General features: G+C 52.0%; 13 protein-coding genes. 4 read left to right on the plus strand and 9 right to left on the minus strand.

Translation table 11 applies throughout. From position 1 onward, the window contains the following. Positions 1-29: 29 nt before the first annotated feature. Together B4W65_RS08420 and B4W65_RS08425 are read right to left on the minus strand one after the other, a co-directional pair. On the minus strand, positions 30-1,256 hold the full coding sequence (locus B4W65_RS08420; protein WP_158522808.1) for a FecR family protein: 1,227 nt from the start codon (positions 1,254-1,256) through the stop codon (positions 30-32). A gap of 107 nt (positions 1,257-1,363) precedes the next feature. Next, entirely contained in the window at positions 1,364-1,903 is a 540-nt protein-coding gene (locus tag B4W65_RS08425; protein ID WP_088654705.1) for an RNA polymerase sigma factor, read from the minus strand. A gap of 238 nt (positions 1,904-2,141) precedes the next feature. Here B4W65_RS08425 and ilvD point away from each other — a divergent pair, with 238 nt between their 5' ends. Together ilvD and B4W65_RS08440 are read left to right on the plus strand one after the other, a co-directional pair. Then, a complete protein-coding gene (ilvD, locus tag B4W65_RS08435) occupies positions 2,142-3,821 on the plus strand; it encodes a dihydroxy-acid dehydratase (protein WP_088654707.1) in 1,680 nt (559 codons plus the stop codon). Positions 3,822-3,831: 10 nt separating this feature from the next. Continuing rightward, positions 3,832-4,392 carry a DNA-3-methyladenine glycosylase I gene (locus B4W65_RS08440; protein WP_088654708.1) on the plus strand — a complete coding sequence of 187 codons (561 nt, stop codon included), beginning with the start codon at positions 3,832-3,834 and terminating at the stop codon, positions 4,390-4,392. 5 nt (positions 4,393-4,397) lie between these two features. Here the strand turns inward: B4W65_RS08440 and wecC are convergent, their stop codons facing one another. The 4 genes from wecC to B4W65_RS08460 form a co-directional block, all read right to left on the minus strand. Then, a complete protein-coding gene (gene wecC, locus B4W65_RS08445; RefSeq protein ID WP_088654709.1) occupies positions 4,398-5,615 on the minus strand; it encodes a UDP-N-acetyl-D-mannosamine dehydrogenase in 1,218 nt (405 codons plus the stop codon). Between the two features lie 87 nt (positions 5,616-5,702). Continuing rightward, on the minus strand, positions 5,703-6,422 hold the full coding sequence (locus B4W65_RS08450; RefSeq protein ID WP_205741241.1) for an aspartate/glutamate racemase family protein: 720 nt from the start codon (positions 6,420-6,422) through the stop codon (positions 5,703-5,705). 168 nt (positions 6,423-6,590) lie between these two features. Further along, entirely contained in the window at positions 6,591-11,063 is a 4,473-nt protein-coding gene (locus B4W65_RS08455) for a rhamnogalacturonan lyase family protein (protein ID WP_146697753.1), read from the minus strand. Between the two features lie 75 nt (positions 11,064-11,138). Next, positions 11,139-14,249 (minus strand): glycoside hydrolase family 2 TIM barrel-domain containing protein, encoded by a 3,111-nt coding sequence (locus B4W65_RS08460; RefSeq protein ID WP_088654711.1) that lies wholly within the window; start codon positions 14,247-14,249, stop codon positions 11,139-11,141. Between the two features lie 178 nt (positions 14,250-14,427). On the opposite strand from B4W65_RS08460, the gene B4W65_RS08465 reads away from it, so the two are divergent. Further along, positions 14,428-16,851 carry a sugar-binding domain-containing protein gene (locus tag B4W65_RS08465; protein ID WP_088654712.1) on the plus strand — a complete coding sequence of 808 codons (2,424 nt, stop codon included), beginning with the start codon at positions 14,428-14,430 and terminating at the stop codon, positions 16,849-16,851. A gap of 102 nt (positions 16,852-16,953) precedes the next feature. On the opposite strand, the gene B4W65_RS08470 is transcribed toward B4W65_RS08465, so the two are convergent. Continuing rightward, positions 16,954-17,400: a hypothetical protein gene (locus tag B4W65_RS08470; protein ID WP_088654713.1), complete on the minus strand. Its 447-nt coding sequence runs from the start codon at positions 17,398-17,400 to the stop codon at positions 16,954-16,956. A gap of 41 nt (positions 17,401-17,441) precedes the next feature. Then, positions 17,442-19,898, minus strand: a complete 2,457-nt coding sequence (locus B4W65_RS08475; RefSeq protein ID WP_158522809.1) for an immunoglobulin-like domain-containing protein — start codon at positions 19,896-19,898, stop codon at positions 17,442-17,444. Positions 19,899-20,055: 157 nt separating this feature from the next. Here B4W65_RS08475 and B4W65_RS08480 point away from each other — a divergent pair, with 157 nt between their 5' ends. After that, on the plus strand, positions 20,056-22,104 hold the full coding sequence (locus tag B4W65_RS08480; RefSeq protein ID WP_088654715.1) for a DUF6055 domain-containing protein: 2,049 nt from the start codon (positions 20,056-20,058) through the stop codon (positions 22,102-22,104). A 37-nt stretch (positions 22,105-22,141) separates the two neighbouring features. Here B4W65_RS08480 and B4W65_RS08485 read toward each other — a convergent pair whose 3' ends face one another. Then, a complete protein-coding gene (locus B4W65_RS08485; RefSeq protein WP_088654716.1) occupies positions 22,142-24,889 on the minus strand; it encodes a LamG-like jellyroll fold domain-containing protein in 2,748 nt (915 codons plus the stop codon). Between the last annotated feature and the right edge of the window lie 51 nt (positions 24,890-24,940).

Raw genomic sequence — 24,940 nt, forward strand, 5'->3', positions numbered from 1 at the left:
ACCCGTTTTCATGCCAATTCGTAATAAAATCACGGCAGACGAAGGGCGTAACTGTTCCCATCTTTGATAAAATCAACCTTCGACACCTTGGCTACAATAGCGAATACAGTATCTGCACCTAAACGCATATCCAACTTTCCGGTAATGGGCAAGGCTTGTTTCAAAACCTCTTGGTCGTAAGTAAAGTGTATGTTGTAATAGCGCTCCATCTTTTGAAGCACCGCAGCCAAACCCTCATTTGAAAAGGTATACCATCCCTCCTTCCATGAAACAAAGGCCATTGCATTGGAAGTTTCCTCCACCAGAAACCGTCTTTCGGTTCGATTAAAAGTGGCCTTTTGCAAGGGTTGCATTACCTGACTTCGGGTACGAAGTCCACTCCCTGTTTCCAAAGCAACACGACCTTTCAGCAAAACAGTTTCAATACCTGGATCGTCAGGATAGGCCGAAATGTTAAAAGCAGTACCCAATACATTCACCCTCATGTCCTTTACTTTCACTATAAAAGGCACCACATCTCTCGCCACTTCAAAATAGGCCTCTCCTTCAAGAAACACCATGCGCTCCTGTGTATTAAACTCCGATGGGAACGCCAATTTGGAGCCGGCGTTGAGCCAAACCTTTGTGCCATCAGACAGCACCATTTTTGTATGGGTCCCATAAGGAACCACTATCTCATTCATTGCTTGAATTTCCCCCTCTGTCCCCCTGCGCGAAGTATATCTGACCAGACTGTCTTTTCCGATTTGGATGACACGCTGTTCTTTTAAAACAACCACCTCTGACTCTTGTTCATTCAAACGAATGTGCGCCCCATCCTCAAGAACCAAAAAGGGACTGCTCATACTTTCAACATTCTCCCTCCCGGAAAAAACGTAGGTGGAATCAAGCTCCTGGCCACTCCATATAAAGTAAGCCCCTGCCACAAATGCCAGGACTAAAACAGCCGCAACAGGACGCCAGACGTTCAACAAAACACTTCTTCTCACTTTCCGGTTTCCCCCTGAAAACCCTGCCTCCTTTTGAATGCTCTGCCATAAGTGCAGCTTATCCTTTTCGTCCAACAGCAAATCAGGACTAAGCTCACTCATATCTAAAATGAAGGACCTGGCACGCATGAGCTCCACCCAATCTTCTGGCTCCATCGTTTCCGGGGGCAAGCATTCTTCTGATCTGCTTTGCTTCACCAAAGCCACAAAGGATGTATCATCCAACAATTCTTCAACGGTTTTTCCGCAATAATTTTTCCAGTTCATGAGCATACAATTCGCCAGTCCACAGCAGTCCCCTTTATTAAGTAAAAGGAGCAAGTGTGGTTTTTGTGACAAAAAATCAGAAAAAAATAAGGAAAAGTTTCAGTTTGTCATTCCAGCCCATTCCAAAAGCGCTTAAGTGCCTGAATACCTCTGGATACCAATTGACGAACAGTTGCTTGCTTCATTTCCATGATCTGAGCAATTTCATCGTAACTTAATTCACTAAAATAACGGTAATGCAGGGCCTCGCGCTGGGCTTGACTGAGGGAAGCCAAGCCCTGGGACAGCAGATTGCGCTTTTCCTGTTCCCCTTCCTCATGAATCAGACCTTCCTCTACGGGCCTGACCGAAAACTCCTGAAGCTTCTCTAGGGAGGTATAGCGCCCCCCCCTCTTTACTTCTGAAGCAAGGCGCCTGCGTAGGGCGCGCAACAAATAAAAACGAATATTGTCGGTCGCTCCCAGCTTATGTCGGCTGCGCATCAGGGCCACGAACAAATCCTGCACAGCATCCAACACCATCTGCTTATCCCCAGTAAACTTAAGTCCATAAGCATACAAATGGTCGACCTCCCGATGGTAGATCTCAGACAAGGCGGCTTCACTCCCCTCCTTAAATCTTTGCCAAAGTACCTTATCTGTGGTCATCGCCTCTTGCTTACTTATTATTCACCCTTTACATCATTCTTCCGATTCATCCGGTGCCTGTCCTCTGCCCCAAAAATAGTAAATAGCTGTAACAACAGCTGCGAAAACCTATGCATCTTCCAGTATTTTGACAGCAAAGCATACAATGCAGCACAAAAAAAGACTTTTTCATCCTCAACAAAAGGCTTACCTTGCTTGTTCACCTTGCACATCCAGAAAACAAGTAAAAGCAAGAAGTATGGCACAGCAACTCAATAAGTACAGCCGCTTAATTACCCAGGACGACAGTCTGCCAGCAGCCCAGGCGATGTTACATGCCATAGGCATGGACGAGAACGACCAGAAAAAGGCCCAGGTGGGTATTGTAAGTACCGGTTTTCAGGGCAACCCCTGCAACATGCATTTGAACGATCTGGCGGCAGCCGTTAAAAAGGAGGTGGATCAGCAGGAGGATTTGTACGGACTGGTTTTTCATACCATTGGGGTGAGCGACGGCATTACCAACGGCACCAGCGGCATGATGTATTCACTGCCCTCCAGGGAGTTGATCGCCGACTCTATTGAGACGGTGGTGGCGGCGCAGTTTTACGATGCGGTGGTACCTGTGGTGGGCTGCGACAAGAACATGCCCGGTGCCATGATTGCCATGGGACGCCTGAATCGTCCGGGACTCATGATGTATGGAGGCACGGTAAAAAAGGGCAGCTGGAAGGGTAATGACTTAAACATTGTATCTGCCTTTGAGGCCTATGGCGAACGCCTGCGGGGGAACATCAGTGACTTCGACTACAAGGGCATCATCAAGCACAGCATACCCGGAGCAGGGGCCTGTGGCGGGATGTACACGGCCAATTCGATGGCGGCCGCCATCGAATGTATGGGCATGAGTCTCCCCTATTCCTCCTCCAACCCGGCAGTGAGTCCCCAAAAACAAAGCGAAGCCGAACGCATTGCGGCCGCCGTAAAAGTACTCTTGGAGAAAGACCTGAAGCCGCGCGACATCATGACCCGCAAAGCCTTTGAAAATGCCATTGCGCTGATCATGGCCCTGGGCGGATCTACCAACGCCGTCATTCACCTGATTGCCATGGCCAAAGCCGTTAATGTACCTTTAAGTCTCGACGATTTCCAGACCATCAGCAACCGGGTGCCGTATTTGGCCGACCTGAAGCCCAGCGGGCAGTATTTGATGGAGGATTTGCACGACATTGGCGGCATTCCCGGCGTTATGAAGTTCCTGTTGAAAGAAGGCGTACTCGACGGCAATTGTATGACGGTAACAGGTAAAGCGCTGGGCGAAAACCTGGAGGAAGTACCTGATTTTCCGGCCGATCAAAAAATCATTCGCCCCCTAAATCAACCGCTGAAAAAGACCGGGCACCTGCAAATTCTGTACGGGAACCTGGCACCGGAAGGCGCCGTGGCCAAAATCACCGGAAAAGAAGGCGAGCGTTTTGAAGGGCCTGCACGGGTGTACGACAATGAAACAGCCGCCATCGAAGGCATCAAAAGTGAAGTACAAGCCGGCGAAGTAATCGTTATTCGCAACAGCGGACCCAAAGGCGGTCCCGGTATGCCCGAGATGCTGAAACCCACGGGAGCAGTAATGGGTGCCGGCCTGGGCAAAGACGTAGCCCTGATTACCGACGGGCGCTTTTCAGGCGGCTCACACGGCTTTGTGGTGGGACACATTACTCCGGAGGCCTACGAAGGCGGTGTGATTGGTCTGCTTCAAAACGGCGACCGCATTTGCATCGACATCACCCAAAACAGCATTACGGTGGATCTGAGTGACGAGGAACTGGCCGACCGTAGAAAAAACTGGAAACGCCCGGAAGGCCCTGCCCTTACCGGCATCTTAAAGAAATTTCGTCGCTCGGTGGCATCGGCCTCCGAGGGTTGCGTCACCGACGCCTAAACCAAAGAACATGGCCTATTGCGATTACATAGCGGCGCTGCCCGAAGGGGAGCGCCGCCGGCTGCACCAGAGGTACCACGACCGCGACTATGGTTTTCCTTTGCACAACGACAATGAATTGTTCGGTCGCTTGTTGCTGGAGATCAACCAGGCGGGACTCAGCTGGGAAACCATCCTCAGGAAGGAAGCTCATTTCAGGAAGGCCTACGACGACTTCGACATCAAAAAAGTAGCCGCTTACGGTCGGACCGACCGTGAGCGGCTGCTTGCCGATGCCGGCATCATCCGCAATCGACTTAAAGTGGAGGCGGCCATCTACAACGCCCAAAAAATACTGGAACTTCAGTCGGCACACGGCTCCTTTGAGCGCTGGCTCGAAAGCCAGCATCCCTTGCCTCTGCCCCAGTGGGTAAAACTTTTTAAGCAGCATTTCAAATTCACCGGCGGCGAAATTGTCAATGAGTTTTTAATGAGCATCGGCTACCTGCCCGGGGCCCATAGCCCGGATTGCCCCCGCTTTGCCGAAATAGCCGTCCAAAATCCCTTGTGGATGCAGGGAGACAAATCATGAGTCCTTTAACCCGCCCACACTCCGCAAAAATCGAGCACCACCTTGTCGCCACACTCCCGGGCTAAGGTTCTGAACTCCTTGTGCGCCACTAAAAAGGCAACAATGTCGGCCTTTTCAAAAGCTTCTGCATAGGGCGTCAGTTTAAATACAGGATGGTCCTTCAGGTTGGGCTCTACCAGGAGGACTTCCTCCCCATTGGAGTTTTGCAACACCTTGTGGGCGATGTATTTGGCCGGTGATTCGCGCAAGTCGTCGATATTGGGTTTAAAGGCCAGGCCCATAATGGCCAAAGAGGGACTCCTATGGTGCTTCAACTGAAAGGCGAGTCGTGCATTCTGAATTTTCTCTGCCGCCCAAAATGATTTGTAATTATTGATCTCCCGAGCCTTACCAATGAGCTGCGATTCGAGCGGATATTCCGACACAATAAAATAGGGATCTACCGCTATACAGTGCCCACCTACTCCGCAACCCGGTTGCAGAATGTTCACCCGCGGGTGCTTGTTGGCCAGGCGGATCAGCTCCCAAACATTGATGCCGGCCTTATCGGCTATAAGCGACAATTCGTTGGCAAAGGCAATCTGTACATCGCGGCTCGAATTCTCCGTCAGCTTACACAACTCTGCCGTGCGTGCATTGGTGGCGTGCAAGTCCCCTTCTACAAAAAGACGATAAAAATCCATGGCCTTTTGCGTGGCCGCGTCGTCCATTCCGCCAATTACCCGGTCGTTGTGCACCAGCTCGTACATGACGTTGCCGGGCAGTACGCGTTCGGGACAATAGGCAATGTGCAGCTTATTCTTCAGCTCGGGCCGCTCCTGATAAATCAGGGCCGCCATTTTTTCGGTGGTCCCGACCGGTGAGGTGGATTCTATGATAAATAGATCGCCCTCTTTCAGCAAAGGCAGCACGTTGCGGGTAGCGGCCTGCACAAAGGAAATATCGGGCTCATGATTACTCAAAAAAGGTGTGGGCACCACAATCAGATACACATCGGCCGGCTGAACCTCTTCCGAGGCTTTCAGCAGACCTTTTTTTACTGCCTCGGCCACGTAGACTTGCAGGTCGGGCTCCACAATATGTATTTCTCCTTTATTGATGGTTTCCACCACCTTAGCATTCACATCCATTCCAGCCACAGAAATGCCGCGAGAGGCAATCAAGGCCGAAGTAGGCAGACCAATGTAACCGAGTCCAACGGTTGAAACGCCCTTTAGCTTCATACGATTTGTTTTTCTTGATGACAAAGCAAAATTAAGCAAGTCGGACTTAGCAGACGGCTTTGTTCATCAAGCAAAGGACGCTGTTGCTCAAAAGCTTCCGCCTTTACAGGCAGCAACCAGCTCGGCCACGTGAATTTGCGTGGTATTGAGTGAATGCACCCCATGGTAACTGCTGTCGGGCAAAATCAAGGGCAGTTCGGTACAGCCCATGATCATTCCGTCGATACCCTGCGCCTCCTTCATCCGGGCAATCACGTCGACAAGTCCCCCCCGGGTGGCCGGCTTAAAGACACCCAACTCAATTTCGGTAAACAACTTTTCGTTGATGTAATTGCGGTCTTCCTCCGAAGGAATCACCACCTCTACGCCATAGCGTGCAAACACCTCCTGAAAAAAGCCGGCTGACATGGTAAAAGACGTGCCCATGAGTCCCGCCCGCTTTATCCCCTTCGCCACCGCATAACGAGCGGCGGCTTCTACGATACTGATCATAGGCAACTTAACGGCCGCCTGCAATTCGTCGAAAAACAAATGGGGTGTATTGGCGGTAAGTGCCAAAAAATCGACGCCCGACCGCTCCAGGGCTTGTAATTTATCGGCCAGATAAGCGGTGGCGTTCGTATAATCGCCCTTCCTCACAAGGCCGATAAAATGTTCCATATTCACACTGTAAATCACCATCTCCGGGTAATCCAGTCGCCCCTCATTTTCCTGCTTGAAGGAATCGATCAGCGCCTTATAATAATCAATGGTAGCCTCGGGTCCGAGACCACCTATCAATCCTATTTTTTTCAAGTGTATGGCCATAATGCAAAGGGTTTAAAATTGATGTTAGACCAAAGTTATAACATCGTACTGTAAAAAAGGACTTAAAAGTCCTTCTTTTTATTCCCCCCATTTCAGCAGGTTAACTCAGAACACAAAGAAACAGTCCTGCCAAAGGGCAGGACTGCAAAGTAAACAGGTAGCGCTTGTTTATTGTACAACAACCTTGGTACTGTAGCGAAGGCCATCCATATACAAATGAAGCACATATACGCCCGATCCAAGGCTACTGAGATCCAGTTCGGGCTTTTCGCCCGAAGAAATTCGAATTCTCCGTATCAACTGTCCCTGAAGGTTCTCGACATGCACCAAACCAACACCAGTGCCTCCTGGCAACGCCATTTGAAACAAACCCTTTCCGGGGTTCGGATAAACCTTAAAGGAGCCCACCGCCTCGGTGGACGGAATGCTGGTGGCAGCAGCTACTCTGATGGTTCCATCGCTGGTAAAAGTACTCAGATCCCAAACCAGACCTTCGCCAGGCGATTCAGGCTCAACGGCTTCAAATTCCCCATCGATACTGGCCAGGCGAACCAATTGAAACGACATACCTGGTTCATAGGGCAAGTCAGAGACATTAATCATTTCGAGTACGCCGTTGGCGACAAAGTTCCCGGTGGTAGACATACGGTCTGACCGATTGGCAGCCAAATCGACCTGTACCCGAAACCGAGACCCGGAATTCAAGTGCACATTGGCCACCCGAAAAGAAGAACCAACCACTGGCGCCCCGGGCCGATAGTAACCGGCATACAAAACGCCCTCTTTTTGTACCACCACTTGATTGCTCACCCGACCGTTTCCACTAAGATGAGCACCTGCCCGTACCACCACCTGAGCACTACCGGGACCGCTGGTGCTGCCGTTAATAAGCACTCCGCCTTCATTAACACTGAAGGTGCCAACGGACAACAAGTCGGCATTGATCTGCATGGTACCGCTGCCTACTTTTATGATGTTTCCACTGGTAATGGTTCCTCCAAAAGAAAAGTCCTCATTGCGGTGACCCAATTCCCAGGCAGCAGCACCCCACAAACGTCCGCTTCCTGTAAGGGCACCCAAACGTACCGTTTGCGTAAGCATATCGTCAAACACACCTGTCGTTCCCAAATCAAGAATGGCCTGAGCATACCCGTGTGTACTATAATTCCGGAAAGAATTATCGGTCATCAACCTGATGGTGCCGGAAAAATCACTCCAATTACCCGCAAAATCGGAACGTACCCAGGGAATACTTATTCTGAATTCCCCGGCACCCGTCAGGGTATTGCTGTAGGTGCAACGACCATCGGCATACAGGGTTCCCACCTGTCCCTCTTCTACAACAAGGGGATAACTGGAAGAACTGTAGCTGCCACCGCTGTCAAAGTCTCTCAAGACACCCCCTTCAAAAACGACCTTTTGCCCGGGCAGGGCCTGTTCGGTAGTCAATTGTACCGCTCCCTGCTTCAGCACCAACTCCTGATTGGTGTTGGCGGCGCTCAGACTCAGAGTATGCACGCCGGTCTTTTCAACAGAACCCCCAATTATACGACCATTCCAACTCACCGATGCATCGGTATGTAATACAGCCCCTTCGTTGCCTACTGTCATTGCGCGCTCTGCTGTTCCTGCCTGAGCAAAACGCAGCGTTGCCCCATTGATTTCAAATAGGCCGGCGTTGGATGAAACGCCGCCAATGGAGCCGTAGCCATCGATGGCATTGGGCAGTGCAAACACTTCAAGTTCACCTTCTTCAACCATTAATTTGCCACTAAAATCGTTGACATTCTGAATCGACAATTTCCCACTGCCTTGCTTCGTAAGCGTAGCGGCTCCACTAATCTTACCGTTTCCGGTAAGCACATAATCGGTCTCATTGTCAAACAGCACCGAAGCAGGCATTAAGGTTTCCATAAGCTGAATCGTTTTAAGCTCTGCCGCATCATCCACCACTACCGCATCACCACTTACAAAGTAGGAAGCTGCGTCTTCAACCCAAAAATTTTCGGTCTTTACCAAATCCCATTCATCGCTTATGTTGCCCCGCCAAAAAGCCTGTCCCACAGGGCGCACCTCCTTGACCGTCAGCACCAGCTGATCGTTGAGCCACGACAGCTCAGCAGGCAACCCTTCTATCCCTTTTAACACCAAAGTCCCTGTGGTACCGCTGATGCCCTCAGGAAAATCAATCAACACATACGTACCGGCGGCCAATCCCTCTACCAGGTTGGCATTGACCCGCACCACGGTTTCATCGCTCCAATCGACCTCCCCGTTTATGGTCAACAGATCGCGTTCGGCCACCTCCAAACCATTCATATCGAATACCAGCTCCGCCTTTTCTTCCACAACAAAGGGACCCGAAACGGTGGTGCTGCCTGCCAGCGATTCGCCCCCAACGAGGAGCTGTGCGCCACGGCGCAAAGTCAGGCCCGCCCCCAAATCACCTGCCACGCCAAGTCGTGTCGAAAAATTGGCCCAAACGGGACTGGCTGCTAAGTGACCCTCAAGAGCAAGAGTTCCCTCCCAAAGCTCGGTTACCCCGGTAAAACTGTGCTGCCCTTTCAACATAAAGCGGCCTGAACCCTGCTTCACCATGCCCATAGCCCCTTCCAGGCTTCCTCCTTCGGCATTTAACTCAAAACTACCGGCAGTATTCACCGTTACAAAGGAGGGAGCATAAACGACATTCAACAAAAGGCTTTTGTCCCGGCTGTCGCTGTCCGTAAAGTAAACATGACTGCCATCTTCATAGCTCACTGCCGCACCATCGAGCGTCCAGCCCGGGGTCGTTTTATCCCATTCGGCACCGCTGTTGTAAACATATCGCCCATTGCTCAGTTTGGGGGGCGGAGGTGTTGTTATGCCCTCCAATTCACCCAAAAAGAAACTGGTATGCGGCGGCTGATTATAGCCCACATTTTGCCAGGCTAGGGCCAAACGGTATTGGCGGTCGTGCATCAGCGAATAAATGCGATGTTCGGTGGGATGAACAGTGGTATAAATCCGGATTTTAGATGGATCGTTGGTCCGGTAAATCAGCTCTTCCCGCCAGTCGCCCAACAAATCGGCCTGCAAAGCCGGATTGCCCTTGGAGCCATTGTTCGACAAAGCGCCGGGTGCATCCAAAAGAACTGCGCCATTTGTCGGCTTGCTGATGCGGGTATGATCGAGCAGCTCACTCAACAGGTCACCATCCCAAAAAATCCGAAAATTAACCGAGGTGTGCAATCCAAGGTGATCCACATTGTCGCGACTGCTGGCCGAGTAAACGGGACTGCAACCCCAAACCTGAGCCCCGTGGGTCTCGTTGCTGACGTTGGCGGCCATGCAACGGCCGCAATCACTGAACGAGCGATGGCGAATGAGGATGGAACCATCGGCTGCATCGTGCAAGACCGAACCGCCTTCTCCCGATTCCAGACAACGAAAGACTTCTAATCCGGGACGATAAGGATCAAAATCGCTCACGTGCATGGCATCTCCATGTCCCAGCCGCGTGGAATACAAGCCTGTACCATCGTCGTCGATGGTACAGGACCCAAAAATAATCTCATCGCGACCATCGCCATCCGCATCGGCCACACTCAGGTTGTGGTTGCCCTGACCGGCATAAGCCTCATTTCCGGGCGTATCGCTGTCAAACACCCAGCGCAGACTGAGCTCGCTTCCATCAAAATCATAAGCAGCCAAAACCGAACGGGTATAATAGCCACGGGTCATTACCAGACTGGGCCGCTCGCCATCCAAATAGGCAACGGCAGCCAAAAAGCGATCTACGCGGTTACCGTATCCATCGCCCCAGGCATCCACATTACCGCGTGGCGGATGATAGGTCACGGTGCTCAATTCGGCGCCGGTGCGCCCGTCGAACACGGTCAGGTATTCGGGTCCACTCAGTACATACCCCCCGGCATTGCGGTAATCGGCCGAATGATTGGCAGTGGCAGCGGGTCCTTCAGAAAGGAAGTTGCCGAGTCCGTCTACCGTACCGGGAGCAGTTTTACAAGCAATTTCAGCGATCCCGTCGCCAGTCAAATCGTAGACCATAAACTGGGTGTAATGCGCGCCGGCGCGGATGTTCTTCCCCAGATCAATGCGCCACAACTTCTCCCCCTCCATGGTATAAGCATCCAGAATAACGTTTCCGGTGTAACCCGCATGCGAATTGTCCCTTCCCAGGGCCTCCCACTTCACCACCAAATCGAGCACATCGTCGTCGTTCAAATGCCCCGTACTCATATCGTTAACCGTGTACGAATAAGCTTCCCCATCCGGCGTAAGGCCACCCGGAGGCAGATCAAGGCTCAGCTCTTTGTATTGTTGTTGCCAAACGGCCACTTCTTCTGAAACGGCTTGTTCCTCGCCATTAATCACCGCAGCAACAGCGTAGCGACTGCCCAGGGTGCCGGCCGGGTCCACAAAATTAGAAACCTCCAAGGGAACATCGTTCATCTTTTGGCCATCACGGTACAAATTATAGGTCGCCGTGTGCCATTCCTCACCCGGGAGGGTCCAGCCGACAAACACACCGGACGCCACCTTTACGGCCACCAGGCCCCGGTCCAAGCTTTCCATAGGATGTTGGGCATAGACAGAAGCACCCCAAACAAAAATCAACAGAAGCAGCAGTTTTTTCATAGTACAACTGATTTTATTAAGCAAATTTAACAAAGCTGCATGTAAATACAAGGCCAAACTAAACAAGCACAACATTTATTCTATGGCCTTCAGCACCACACGGTAGGTATAAGGCTTAGGAAAAACAGTGTAATCGGCATGGGGACGCGCCCCCCAGGAAGTGTCGCCGCCAACACCCATCATGCAGTGGTCAACATGTAAATACACTTCATCTTTGGGTGCCAAATCAACCGTATGCAACATCCCGCGCTGCGGGGTGGTAAAGTCTTCGGGACTAAAATGCAGGGCAGAGAAACCAGCCAGATCGTCACCTGTTATCCTTATGCCCAGACCATTTTGATTGGCCACCTCGACCCATCTTATATCGCTGCGATAGCCATTCTCTTGAGGAGCAGGATAGTTTTCCAGCAGCTCCGTGGCACTGGCCTCATACACATCTACAAAAGCTGAATGCTTGCGATCGGGGTAGTTTTCCCAGGGACCGCGACCATACCACTTGATCTTATTCATATCACCAGGCAATACCCACCGGAGTCCTAAGCGTGGCAAGGGCGGCAACCGGTCCCTGCCCGGTTGGTAACGGTGACTAATGGCCAGACTGCCATCGGCACCAATGCGGTAACTCAATACGGTTTGTCCCAATTCATTGGGAAGCTGATAAGTGAGATCAAGACCGGCCTCTCCCGATTTTGGGGAATGCACGACCAGCGCCTCCATCTCTAAACTGTCCTGGGCATAACGCCATACGCCCAACTTCTGCAACATATTGTAGCCATAGTCGTTGTCGTTGGGGGCCCGCCAAAAGGCAGGGGTGGGACCACCATCAAGCACGACCCGCTCGCCTTTGGTCCATTCCAGCAAGGTCCCGCTCGCTTTGTCAAAACGGAAAATAAAATCCTTACCCGAGAACAGCAGTTCTCCGCCGCGCTGTTTCAATCGCAAATCGCCGGGTGCCTGCTCTTCCGGGGCAGCAGGACCATCAGCGCGTGAGGGAAGGGCAAACTGAAAACGGGCCAATTCGTGACCGGCATCCAGCAAGCCCCAGGGATTCAAGAGACGGGCATGCAGATGCAAAAACACCTCTTGGTTTTCAGGCAGCTGCGGCTCTTCTTCCCAAAGCTGCACCGAGGCCGATTTTCCGGGAGCCAGTCCGCCCAAACCAAAGCTGCCACTGACCAAAGTGCTTCCTTCCGAACGCAGTGCCCAGTCAAACTCAAAGCGGTCCAGATCAATAAAATCGTAAGTGTTGCTGATCTGCAGCTGTCCACCGCCAAAATCCAGCGGCGCCGCTTTGATGTATTGGTACACCTTATTCACCTCATGCAACGAAGGGTTGGCACTGCGGTCGGGCCGCACCAGTCCGTTCATACAGAAGTTCTGACTCGAAGGTGTGCCTTCGGGTCCAAAATCACCGCCATAGGCCCAGTAAAGTGTTCCATCATCGGTATATTTAGCCAAGCCCTGGTCCACCCAGTCCCATATAAAGCCGCCCTGCAGATTGCCGTATTGCTCCATCACGTCCCAATACTCCTTAAGATTGCCCACACTGTTGCCCATGGCGTGTGCGTATTCACATAGGATGAGTGGCCGATGATCCCAAGACAAGCCGTGGCTCACCAGACGATCGATGCGGGCATACATGGGAGCAACAATATCGGTATTGCGTCCGGTCCCTGCCTGTTCGTACTGAACGGGGCGACTCAGATCACGGGTTTTGATCCAATCGTATCCGGCCTCAAAATTAACTCCGTTGCCGGCCTCATTACCCAGCGACCAAACGATGACAGAAGGGTGGTTCTTATCCCGCTCCACCATACGTTCGATGCGATCAAGGTGCGCCCCCATCCAGAGGCTGTCTTTTGCCAGACTCCTGTCGCCATAGCCCATACCGTGCGATTCAATATTGGCCTCGTCCACCACATAGAGCCCGTAGGCATCGCACAACTCATAGAAGCGTGAATCGTTGGGATAATGACTGGTACGTACCGCATTAATATTGTTGGCCTTCATCAACCGGATGTCCTCCAGCATCGAGGCCTCCGAAATCACATGTCCGCTAAAGGGATCGTGATCGTGGCGATTAACCCCCTTCAAAAGCACTGCCTTACCATTTACCAGCAACTGCCCCCCTTGAATTTTCACCGACCGAAAACCGACCTTTACAGCCGTGGCCTGTATTTCCCGGCCTTTGGCATCCTTCAGGACCAAAGCCAGGGTGTACAATTCAGGCTCCTCTGCATGCCAAAGCTTAGGCTGTTCAAGCCTGCCTTTAAAACGCAGCTGCTCTTCTGCATCGGCAGCTACGGCCCACTCCAGGTGCTGCCTGCTCACCACTTCTTGTCCATAAAGCAATTGCAGCTCGGCACCACCTCGCTCCTCCTTACCCAAATGATTCCGTAAATCCATCACCACCTCATAATCGGCCGTACTGAAATCGGCACTCAGGTCCTGCTTAAAAAAGAAATCGCGCAAGCGCACCTGAGGTACGGCATACAAATACACATCCCGTTCGATACCCGAAAGCCGCCAAAAATCCTGGTCCTCCAAATATGACCCATCGCTCCAACGGTAGACTTCCACCGCCAGGGTGTTCTCACCTGGGCGGACATGAGAGGTGACATCAAACTCCGCAGGCAATTTGGCATCCTGCGAATAGCCCACTTTTTGCCCATTTACCCACACATACATGGCCGAGTTTACCGCACCAAAATGCAGAAACACCCGCTGTCCCTCCCATTCGGCAGGCAGCTCAAAAGTCCGACGGTACGACCCTACCGGATTGTTGTCGTGCGGAATGGCCGGGGGCTGCGGATCAGAAGTAAAACCAAAACCGGCACTAACATAAATAGGTACCCCGTAACCATTAATTTCCCAATTACCAGGCACAGGAAAAGTGGCCCAATCGGACACATCGTAATCCTCTCTAAAAAAATCTAGGGGACGATCGGCCGGCTTTTCCACCCAGTTAAACTTCCATTGCCCGTTCAGCAGACGAAACCAGGGTGAGGCCTCCCTGTTAAAGCCCAAAGCCTGCTCCAGCGAAGCATAACTGTAAAAGGAGGCGTGTCCCGCCTCCTTATTAATGGCAAAAACCTCGGGATTTTCCCAATCCTTTGCCCCCATTGCCGGAGCGGCACCCAACAGTCCCGCCAACAAAAACCCAAAGCCAATAATTCTCTTCATCATATTTTCAGTTTTTCCTTAAATCTTTAGCCTTTTCAAAATAAGGCAACCCCGCGCCCCTTGTCTTGCGGAAAACAGGCAAAAGCTTGCACTTATTCGACATTCTGTATTTCGGATTTTACGAGGTATTGCCGCGCGCCAACAAAAAAGGTAATTTGCCAAAAACCTTTAAAATTAGAGTATGCGTAAATCATTATTACTTTTGGCCTTTTTAGCAACGGCCTTGTTTCAGACACAGGCGAAGCCCGGTTTTGGTGAAGCCAGTTTGCTGAATAACGACTGGAAGTTTTATAAGGGCGACCCCGCAGAAGCCGCCGCCCCGGACTTTGACGACAGCCGCTGGCGGGCGCTTCATTTGCCCCACGACTGGAGCGTAGAGGGACCTTACAGTCCCCACTGGGCCAGTGCCACGGGCTATCTGCCCGGCGGCATAGCTTGGTACCGCAAAACCCTGGATGTTCCTGCCGAATGGGAAGGAGAGAAAATCTACATTTATTTTGAAGGAATTTACCGCAACGGCGAGGTCTTCATCAACGGCCAACGCCTGGGCATGCGACCCAACGGTTACATTTCGCACAGCTACGACCTGACGCCTCACCTGCGTTTTGGAGAGCGCAACACCCTGGCCGTACGGGTCGACCACAGTGAGCATGCCGATTCGCGTTGGTACACCGGGTCGGGCATATACCGGGATGTATATCTGGTAAAGGCCGGGGAGGTGCACATCAACCAGTGGGGCGTATTTTTTTCGACCCCTGAGGTAAGCACACGCAGGGCCAGTGCCCAGGTGCAAACCACCGTAAGCAACCACAGCAAGGAGCGCGCCGTTTTGCAGGTAAAACAGGAGCTGCGTAACGCCACAGGCCAAACCGTAGCCAGCACCAGCTCACGCCTTAATGTAAACGGCAATGCCCAACAAGAACTGAAACAAAATATGCGTGTTAATCAGCCCAGACTGTGGTCGCTGGACGATCCCTATCTGTATACCCTGATTACTACCGTCGAGCAAGACGACAAGGTCATCGACCGCAGTGAAACCCGCGTAGGCATTCGCTATGTAGATTTTGACCCCAACACGGGCTTTGCCCTGAACGGAGTCAATATGAAGATGAAAGGTGTTTGTCTGCACCACGATGCCGGCAGTCTTGGTTCAGCCGTGCCCCGTGAGGTATGGAAGAGACGCCTGATAGAACTTAAATCCCTGGGCACCAACGCCATCAGAACCAGCCACAATCCTCAGGCACCGGATTTGTACGAACTCTGCGATGAACTGGGCCTTCTGGTACTGAACGAAGCTTTTGACGAGTGGGAATTTCCGAAGAAGAAGTGGCTCGAAGGATGGAACCAGGGGAGCCCGGGCTTTCAGGGACACGCCGCCTTTCATGAAGAGTGGGCCGACCAGGACCTCAAAGATATGATACTGCGCGACCGCAACCATGTAAGTGTGGTCATGTGGAGTATCGGCAATGAGGTGGATTACCCCAACGACCCCTACTCCCACCCTGTTCTGGACCAGGCAGGTATTGGCCAACAGCACGTACGGGGTTTTCAAAAAGACCAGCCGCACGCCGACCGCCTGGGAGCCATTGCCGAGCGCCTGGCAGCCATTGTGCGCAAGTACGATCCTAGCCGTCCGGTGACTGCGGGACTGGCGGGACCGGTGATGTCGAACGAGACCGATTATCCGGGTGCGCTTGATGTCGTGGGCTACAACTACACCGAAAACCGCTACGAGCAGGACCACCAAAAATACCCGGAGCGCATTTTTTATGGCAGTGAAAACCGGCACGATTTTGAGGCTTGGAAACACGTGCGCGACAAGGACTACATTTTTGGTCAGTTCCTATGGACGGGCATCGACTATTTGGGTGAGGCCCACCGCTGGCCTTCCAGAGGTTTTACTTCAGGTCTGCTCGATTTGGCCGGCTATAAAAAACCCAGGGCCTGGTTCCGTCAAAGTTTGTGGTCCGACCAGCCTATGGTTTACCTGGGCAGCTACCCGACACGCAGTGGACGCAACTACTTATCGACCGACGCCGATGCACTTTGGAATTACCGTGAGGGACAAAATGTACGCGTGGTGAGCTATACCAATTGCGAGGAAGTACAACTCCTGCTCAACGGCCAAAAAATAGGCGCACCCATTGCCCTGAACGACGAAACGGGCATCATTCACTGGGACATCCCCTACCAAAGTGGTAAACTTGAAGCGATTGGTTACATCAAAGGGGAAGAAGCGGCACGTTTCGAAATCGAAACCAGCGGTCGCCCCCATGCCATTGACGCACAAGTTTGGAACAGCCAGAACGTAGTGAGCAAAAACCGTGGTGTAGCTCAAATCGAAATTCAAATTCGCGATGAAGCCGGACGCCCCGTTCTTCTTTCTGACGAAGAACTGCTGTGCCGGGTCGACGGCCCCTTTAAGCTACTGGGCATGGAAGCCAGCAATCCACAGGACATGGGCGATTACACCAACAACCGCCTGCGGGTTTTCAAAGGCCGGATGATTGTTTACATCGAAGCCACCGGCGAAGCAGGTGAAGGTACGGTAGTACTGTCGCACCCCTGGCTGGAAAATGCCGCCGTTCAATTAAAAGCAGAATAGAACTTTCTTGCTGCGGAAGTCCGCAGCAAAATCATGCAACAAAAAAGGCGATCCACAGCGGATCGCCTTTTTTATTGAGACTTTTGCAGGGACCTGCTCCCTTTACTTCTTCTGTCGTACCCAGACCTCATCAATCCACACCGCACGGGTAAGATTTCCATTACCAATCGGAAACACATAGTAACCCTGAAGCGAAAACCGGTCGCCCTCCATCAGCACCTTATAAACATTGGCCGTAGAAGCATGCCAGTCGGGCCCCTCATCATGCACCGTAACCATCGACGAATCGGTCAATATCCGGTAACGACCATGATTGTAAGCGCGGCGATGCGGTTCGCGCACCACCTCCGAGAAAAAAGTACCATCTTCCTTCAATACCATGGTTCGGTATTGGAGACTATCGGCAGGATCATCCTCCACCAGACGCCAGGTGCCCAACAGCTGCTGCTGTAAAGAAACTTGGGCAGGCGCCTCTGTCTCGGTTGTCGTCCCCATTTTACAGGCAGTCATGATCCCGGCCCAAAGAACCAGCAAAGCAATTTTTTTCATTTTGAGTAGGTTAAATTAAACTTAAAGGTATAAAAAAAGTACTAATACCACAGCAACTTAGTCGCAGCCAAAGGCCTACCCTCCTCTTCAAGAACCACCACATACCGACCAGCAGGTAAGGCTCCGGTATTGATCCGGGTCGCCGCTCCCCCGGAAACAGGCGCTTTATGAATCAAAGCGCCCGACAAACTGTATATCTTTATCAGTGCCGAGTCGGAACTACGCCCCTCATGCTCCACCCACAGCTGCCCGCCTGCAAAGTCGCCACGCACCAGCAGCCGGGCACGGTCAACGGAGGGCGTGCTCACCTGCGTTGTGCCATCGCCATAGCGGGCATTGAGCGCCGCCAGCTCCTCCGCTGTAATCGCAATCACCGTACCATGACGCGGATAAAAATCCATCGACACCTCATGGTCGATCACCTCAAAACTGGCCAGGTCACTGCTTCTGGTAAACTGATAAACGCCACGCATATACACATCGTACATCAGCACAAAGGTATCGGTATTTGTCAAACGATACACACAGGAACCCTCCACCGCATCGCTTGTCTGCTGCAAATAACGCTGCTCCACCACATAGCCTCCCGTCAACTTATCCGAGACCGCTTTCATAATGCCGTTGCCCGAGCCCTCTGTCTTAAAAAACAAATGGTACTGATCCTCAAAAAACACAATATCTCCATCAATACAGGCACGGCCCTCCGGATGAAACAACAGCTGCTGAGGTGCCCCCTCCAGTCCAGTAAAATCGGCATTGGCATAAGCATGGTAAATAATATCTACCCCACCGGGCTGTAACATCGAAAAGTACACCATAATCTTATCTTCCTTCTCATCGTAATACGATTGCGGGGCCCAAACGCGACTCACATCGGCAAACTCCGGGAAAGTCTGGGGAATATTCACCACCGAATGTTCCCAGTCGATCAAATCGCGCGAGCGCAAAAACACCATAGCGTGATTGGACCAGCCATCGTTCGGCACATACAAATCGGTCAACACCATATAAAACCAACCATCAGGTCCCCGCAGAATATGCGGATCACGCACCCCTCCACGTGAACTGATCGTATCCGCAGCAATAACCGGCCTATTGTTGTTAAGGGCAGTAAAATTATATCCGTCCTCACTCACCGCATAGCAAACCGCTTCCTGGCCCACACCGTTACCCAAAAAATATGCAAAGAGATAGGCATCAAAACCCTCGTCCTCAGCCACCCAAACCTCAAAATCGCGTTGCTCAAGGGCAGCACCCTTGCTCACCCGGGCAGTCAGCACCACCAGCTGCTTGCCGGCCCCCTCGGCCGCAAGCGATTGCAAAGAACCATCGTCGGCAATAAAGCCCGGCTCGCTCGAAGTCCAGTTGATCACCGACCCTTCCACACCCCCTGTGGGCAACAACAAGTCGCTCCGCAAATTTTGCAGATTGCCGCTCAAGCTCAAGGCAGCCACATCTTGAATAACCGAAGCGGCATCATCGAGCCAGGGCAACACGCTTACAGCAAAAACCTTGTCCAAAGTCTGCCCCTCCTTACTCAAAGTAAGCGTGAAGTTCAGCTGAAACGGGTCGGCCCCTACAGCGGGACGCGTCACTTCCCCGGAATTGCTCAAGACCTCTGGATGGGAGGACGACCAGCTCAGACCAATTCCCTCTTCCAATTCGGAAGGAAGCTCCAGATTTTGTACCACTGCATCCACACCTTCCAACTCAAAACCAGCCGCAACCCGCTCCAGTTGCTCCTGAATCAAAGCAGCCTGCAAGTCCTCACAATACTGACCCAAAGCACCTACCTCCGCAGCATCCAGGGCCCCCTCATATATTCTAAAATCGCTGTACAAAGCATTCTTTAAATAAGCATCACTCGCATACGAAGCACGGCCCAAAAAATTATACAAAGTAGCCCCCAGGTCGGCAGGCGTAAGGTTAACCGTGCCACTGCCCACCACCGTGCCGTTCAAGTAAATTGTTCCCGTAGCTCCCTCTTGGGTATAAACCAAATGCTGCCAGGCCCCTTTAGGAAACAAAAAATTGGGATTGACCCCCTCCTCGCCCTGCCAGTGGGTTTCACTTATGGCATAGCGACTGCCCCGGGCCGAAAAAAACATCACACCGTTGGCCGCATTGGCCACATCGGTAGAATGCCCAAAATTCCACACAAAATTCCCATGCACGCTCAAATCGGTATCCGACCCCACATACAAATAGGTCGACATGGTAAAATCCTCCAATTGGTTCATCAAGCCCCCGGCAGCAGCGCCCAAATCGAGATAGCCATTGGAAGCACCAAGATTCAGAATCCTAAACGCACCCAGGCTTTGTACCTGCGCCCCATTTCTAAGGGTGGCACTGTAAGCACCCACCTCGGCATGCAACAAATCCCCCTCCAACAAAGATTCATCAAATGAATGGTGCAGGCGCAGTTGCGCTGCAGAAAGCGGACCCGCCAAAAACAGGGCCCACAACAAAAAGAAAACACCTACGTTATTTCTACACATAAACATCGTTTTACAATTTTTAAAAATAACCAATCCCCTAACGCAGGCCAAGCCAGCTTAAGACCATGGCTGGTAGGCATTCGATAAAGTTTTGCACTTTTTCGACCCACTGCAGCACGGGCAGGCAAATTCCTTATCTTGCCTAAAAAAAGAACCAATGATGCGCAGTTTATTCCTCCTCACCCTGATGCTGGTAATGTCTTTCGGCCTTCAGGCCAAAGACCTTCACATTCCCTCGTCCTTCGGATACAGCGACCTCAACGACAACTCCCGGCAATGGAGCCTGCAACGCAGCAGGCAGACCGATAATTTTATTCTGTTTTGGGAAGCGGGCTACGGCAGCGACCCGGCCACCGCAAGCGATGCCGCCTATCGGGTCAACATAGATCAGGTGCTGCGCGTTGCCGAGACCAGTTTTGCCTTCTACCGCGACGAACTGCGCTTTGTACATGAGGGCCAATCTAAAACCGATCGCTACAAAATGATTATTCTGCTGCACTACAGCACCGATTGGCAGGCCAATGGCTCAGGGGTGGACGAGACCATTGGACTACTGAGTCTGAGTGCATCGGCCGGACAGGCAGCCGGGGTAACCGTAGCCCACGAGGTGGCCCACTGCTTTCAGTACCAGGTGCAGGCCGACGGGTTTCCCGGAGGCTGGCGCTACGGTCTGGGACCTAATGGAGAAGGCGGCAACGGCTGGTGGGAACAATGCGCCCAATGGCAAGCCTTCAAAGTCTTTCCCAACGAGCAATTCACCAACCACAATTACGGTCAGTACCTGGGTTGGCGACACAAAAACCTCTTGCACGAAGCGCCTCGTTACGCCAGTTACTTTATTCAGGATTACTGGACCTGGCTGCATGGTCAGGAATTTATTGGCCAACTGTGGCAACAATCCCAGTTTCCCGAAGATCCGGTAATGGCCTATAAGAGACTGAACAACCTGAACCAGGACCAATTTAACGATGAAATGTACCAGGCTGCAGCACGCCTGTTGACCTGGGACTTGCCCGTTTTTGCCGAAACGGCCAAAGACCAAAAAGACAGTCACCCCACTGCCCAATTGCTGGCGGCCGACAATAACTTCTGGCGCATCGCGCCCGAAGTTTGTCCCGAAGACTACGGCTACAATACCATACGACTCAACCTGCCGGAACCCGGCACCACCGTACACATCGATTTTGAAGGCCTGGCCGGCTCCGAAGATTACCGCACCAACCGCTATGCCTATGCGGGGTGGCGCTACGGCGTAGTGGCCCTGCTCGACAACGGCCAGCGCTGGTACGGCGAAATGCGCGCGCCAAAATTCAACCGCTTCAACCACAGTAACCCCAGCGACCGACTCAGTTTTGAAAGTCCCCAAAACGCCGTCCGCCTCTGGCTGGTTGTGGTGGGCGCCCCTTTGGCACATGCCCAACACCTGTGGGACGACGACGACAGCAACGACGAGCAATGGCCCTACCAGCTAAAATTTACCAACACCAACCCCTACGGCGTATTCGAGTTTAATCCCGAAGCGGAACCTGAAAACATCGACCTCAGCTACACCTTGTATCAACTTCCCTTTACCGGCAATGCCAATCCCTATCCCTCGAGTCCGGTAGTGCCCGACTGGGAAAGGGTTTGCCGTGCCTTTAAGCTGCAACTGTCCGATCTCAAAGACAAAATTGGCAACAGCATACGCTATGCCGCTGTACAACCCAACGGAACCCTCAACTACAACTCCACCGCCAATGCCCCCGGGCACTGGTTCAACGCCACCGGAAACACCACCAACTGGGGCAACAACAGCCGTGTTTTTTCTGAATTCAAGACCAACAACCTCAGCTTCAACCTGGGCCAATACCCCAACGTGAATCAATTGGGCAATCAATTTACCCTGCAACAAGCCCTTGTTTACACCCCGGCCTCCGGCCCAACTGTACAAGCCACCTTTACCTTCGTCATCAACATTGGCGAAGAAGATGTCCCAACCACCCTCACCTCCGGACCAGACACTGAGGACAGTCCCCTGCCAGAGGTGCGTGTATATGAAAACCACCTGGAATTAAGCCAAAGCTGCCGACAGCTGCAGCTCTTTAATCTTCAGGGCCAGGCCGTGCGTCGAGCACAAAACAGCACTACCCTCAGCACCCAGGGCCTTCCATACGGCCTTTACCTGCTGAGGGCCGACCAGCGCACCCTAAAGGTTATAGTGAGATAAAAACACCAAAAAAAAAAATCAGTGTGTACTTTTCTAATCAGTTCACTTTAACAACTTTATTAACAAAACGTCGACTTCCATATTGTACGGCAACAAAATATACCCCTGCCGGCAGTCCCCCCATCTCTACAACATAGGAATCCTCTTCCTGCTTTGTGACCAATGCCAGTCGGGTACCCCTGCTGTCAAAAACTCCGATTTCAAGACCATGGGCCAAATCCGGTGCCGGGGCAATCCTCAGGTCAGTCGCAACAGGATTGGGCCAAATGGTCCAGGCGTCTTCCCGCAACTTTGATTGAGGTCCACCCTCCCGATAAGCGGGCAAATGCACAGGGGTTTCGGGGACAACCAGGTTCGTAAGCGCCATAACTTCATTCGGACTCAGGGCCTTACTATAAATCCGCAGTTCATCAACAACCCCGTTGAACATGGGATCTGGCCATTGCGATTTTCCAACATAATTCTGATTCGTTAAGCCCAAATCCGCTGGGAAAAGCGTCATATTGCTGTTTCGACCGACTTCTTTGCCATTCAGATACATAAGGCCCATATTGCCACTCCTCGTTATGGTTAAATGCGACCATTTTCCCAGCTCCAATACCTGCGTGGTGTTAATTTGCTCCTCAGCCCCTCCGGCCTTAATGGCGAAGCGACAAGGCCGATCATTCCCTTCTGCACTTAGCGTAAGAAACATGTTGAAATCCGTCCCTCTGCCAAAATCCCAGGCACGCGCCCAGCCTTCAAGGGCCGCTGGCTTGACCCATATAGAAATACTAAACTCCCTTAAAGGGCGGATAAAGCCGGTGGGAAATTGCAAGTAAGAGGAAGCAGCATCCATTAAAAAAATGCCTCCTTGGGCTATCCCATTGGTCCATCCACCCACTAGTTTTTCCGCATTGTTTCCGGCCCAAACATCATTAACTACACTCCCTTCGGCTTCATCCATGGGCCAGTAACCAAAAGCACCTTCAAATGGGAGCACCGAAATACGATAGGTAAGCTCAAAGTCCTCCCCATTGAGGGTGTACACTACGGAAACCTCCCTGGCCTCCCCAATCTGCTCCAACACCAGAGTTTCTTCCTTGCTTCCATCGCTCCACATCCAGGATCCACCCTCCCATCCTGATTTCAGCACAGGCATCAGCGCTACACTTTGTCCCGCTAAAACGCGCACATGAGCATTGTTTTCAACAGGACCGTCAGCAATGGAATAGGCGGGACCGACAGGCTCCACGTTAATGTGAAGATTAACAGCAATACTGAACAATTGGGTGCTGGCAACACCACTGGCATTGACATACTTAACCCGATACAATCCGCTGCTGTCTGCCACCAGCTCCAAATCTTTGCCGGCCTCCCCTGTGCTCCAGGTCCAGTTTCCGGTATCGACTTCTCCATCGGGCAAAGCAGGGACAAACTTTACTGTAGTCCCCGGCTCCACATGCATCAATTCGCCCCGGGGGATGTTTGAGCCCTTATAAACAATACTGGTTTGTAAAGTTGTTGGGGCTCTTTCGGGAGTGGCTGCCGGACGGGTGCTGGTAAGCGTGGAATAGCCCAGGTGATCGTAGCCGCCACTGGTGCCACCACTGCCCCCTGCATCGGCCACAACCTTATTACGCATAGCTTCAGAAAAGGGCATAGAAATGCCCTTAATTCCGGTATAGTGCCCAATTACGCGGTCCCAGTAAGGGCGAAACTGCCCTCGGGCATGCTCATTGTTCCAGGTTTGCACCCAGGCCAAATGCGCTGCGGTACCTACGCTGCGGTAACGGTATTCCGCCCAGGGCAAATCATCGATCCCCGAATTGTAGGCCGCAACATACTCCAATCCGGCAGCCAGACGATTGTCCATGTGGGCAAACAAATCATCCCCCTGATTCCAGCCTGTCTGTGCAATATCCACCGCCAGTCCCACAGCCATGGTGGAATGCCCCTGATCGCGACCCGATTCCTGACATTGCCCCAAATAACCAAAGGGTCCCCTTTCGTCCTCATAAAGAATGGGAACAAGATTTCCCAAAAACTCATTTAAACCGTCATTCTCAACAGGCGAGGTGCGATTTTCGTTAAAGCTCCCCACCAAATCATACTTGTAATAAGAAACACCCTGATTGTAAACAAACACATCGTCGCACAAAACACCAATACTCATAACAGTCAAGGCATTACACAAGCCCCAATTGGCCCAGTAATGCCCCGGAAATCCGCGCTCCCAGGTATCGTGCCTTCTCGTCAAAAAATCGAGGGCCGTGGGATAAAACACCCGCATCATAAACTCCTGAAACTTCTTGAAAGCAGCAGGATCCCAACCATCGTAGTCGCGCATCAGCTCAGCGGCATTGGCAAACTGGTAGCCATAAATTCCACTTGCCAGCGACATATTGGTGTTGCCATGAATTCCTGTACAAGTCTCCGCCCAAGCGTTTAAAATAAACACAGCTCTATCGGCATGTGCCTGCTCCCCGCTTATTTTCCAGCGCAGGGCATTTTGGTAGGCGGCGGCTGCACCCCGGGCAGCATTCATATAGTTTTCATCCCCGGCAATACCACGTTTAATGGTCTCCACCGGCCAGGTGGCCACATCGGACTGCGACCATTCATTGGCCTTAAGGTTTTCATAAGCCTGAACAACAGCAGGATGTCCATCGTCCAACTGTTCCCGTATTCGTTCAAAATCTTCTTCAGTGTGGAGCAATCCGGGATGAACAAAGCCTTGAGCAACCACTAAGGAAGCAGACGTTAAAAAAAAAACCAGCAATAGTAGTTGAATCTTCCTCATCATAGTCTCTCTCTAAAAGTGTTCAACGCCACTAAAGCAACCCCCGGAGGGGCC

This window comes from Geofilum rhodophaeum, from assembly GCF_002210225.1.
Classification (GTDB): Bacteria; Bacteroidota; Bacteroidia; order Bacteroidales; family Marinilabiliaceae; genus Geofilum; species Geofilum rhodophaeum.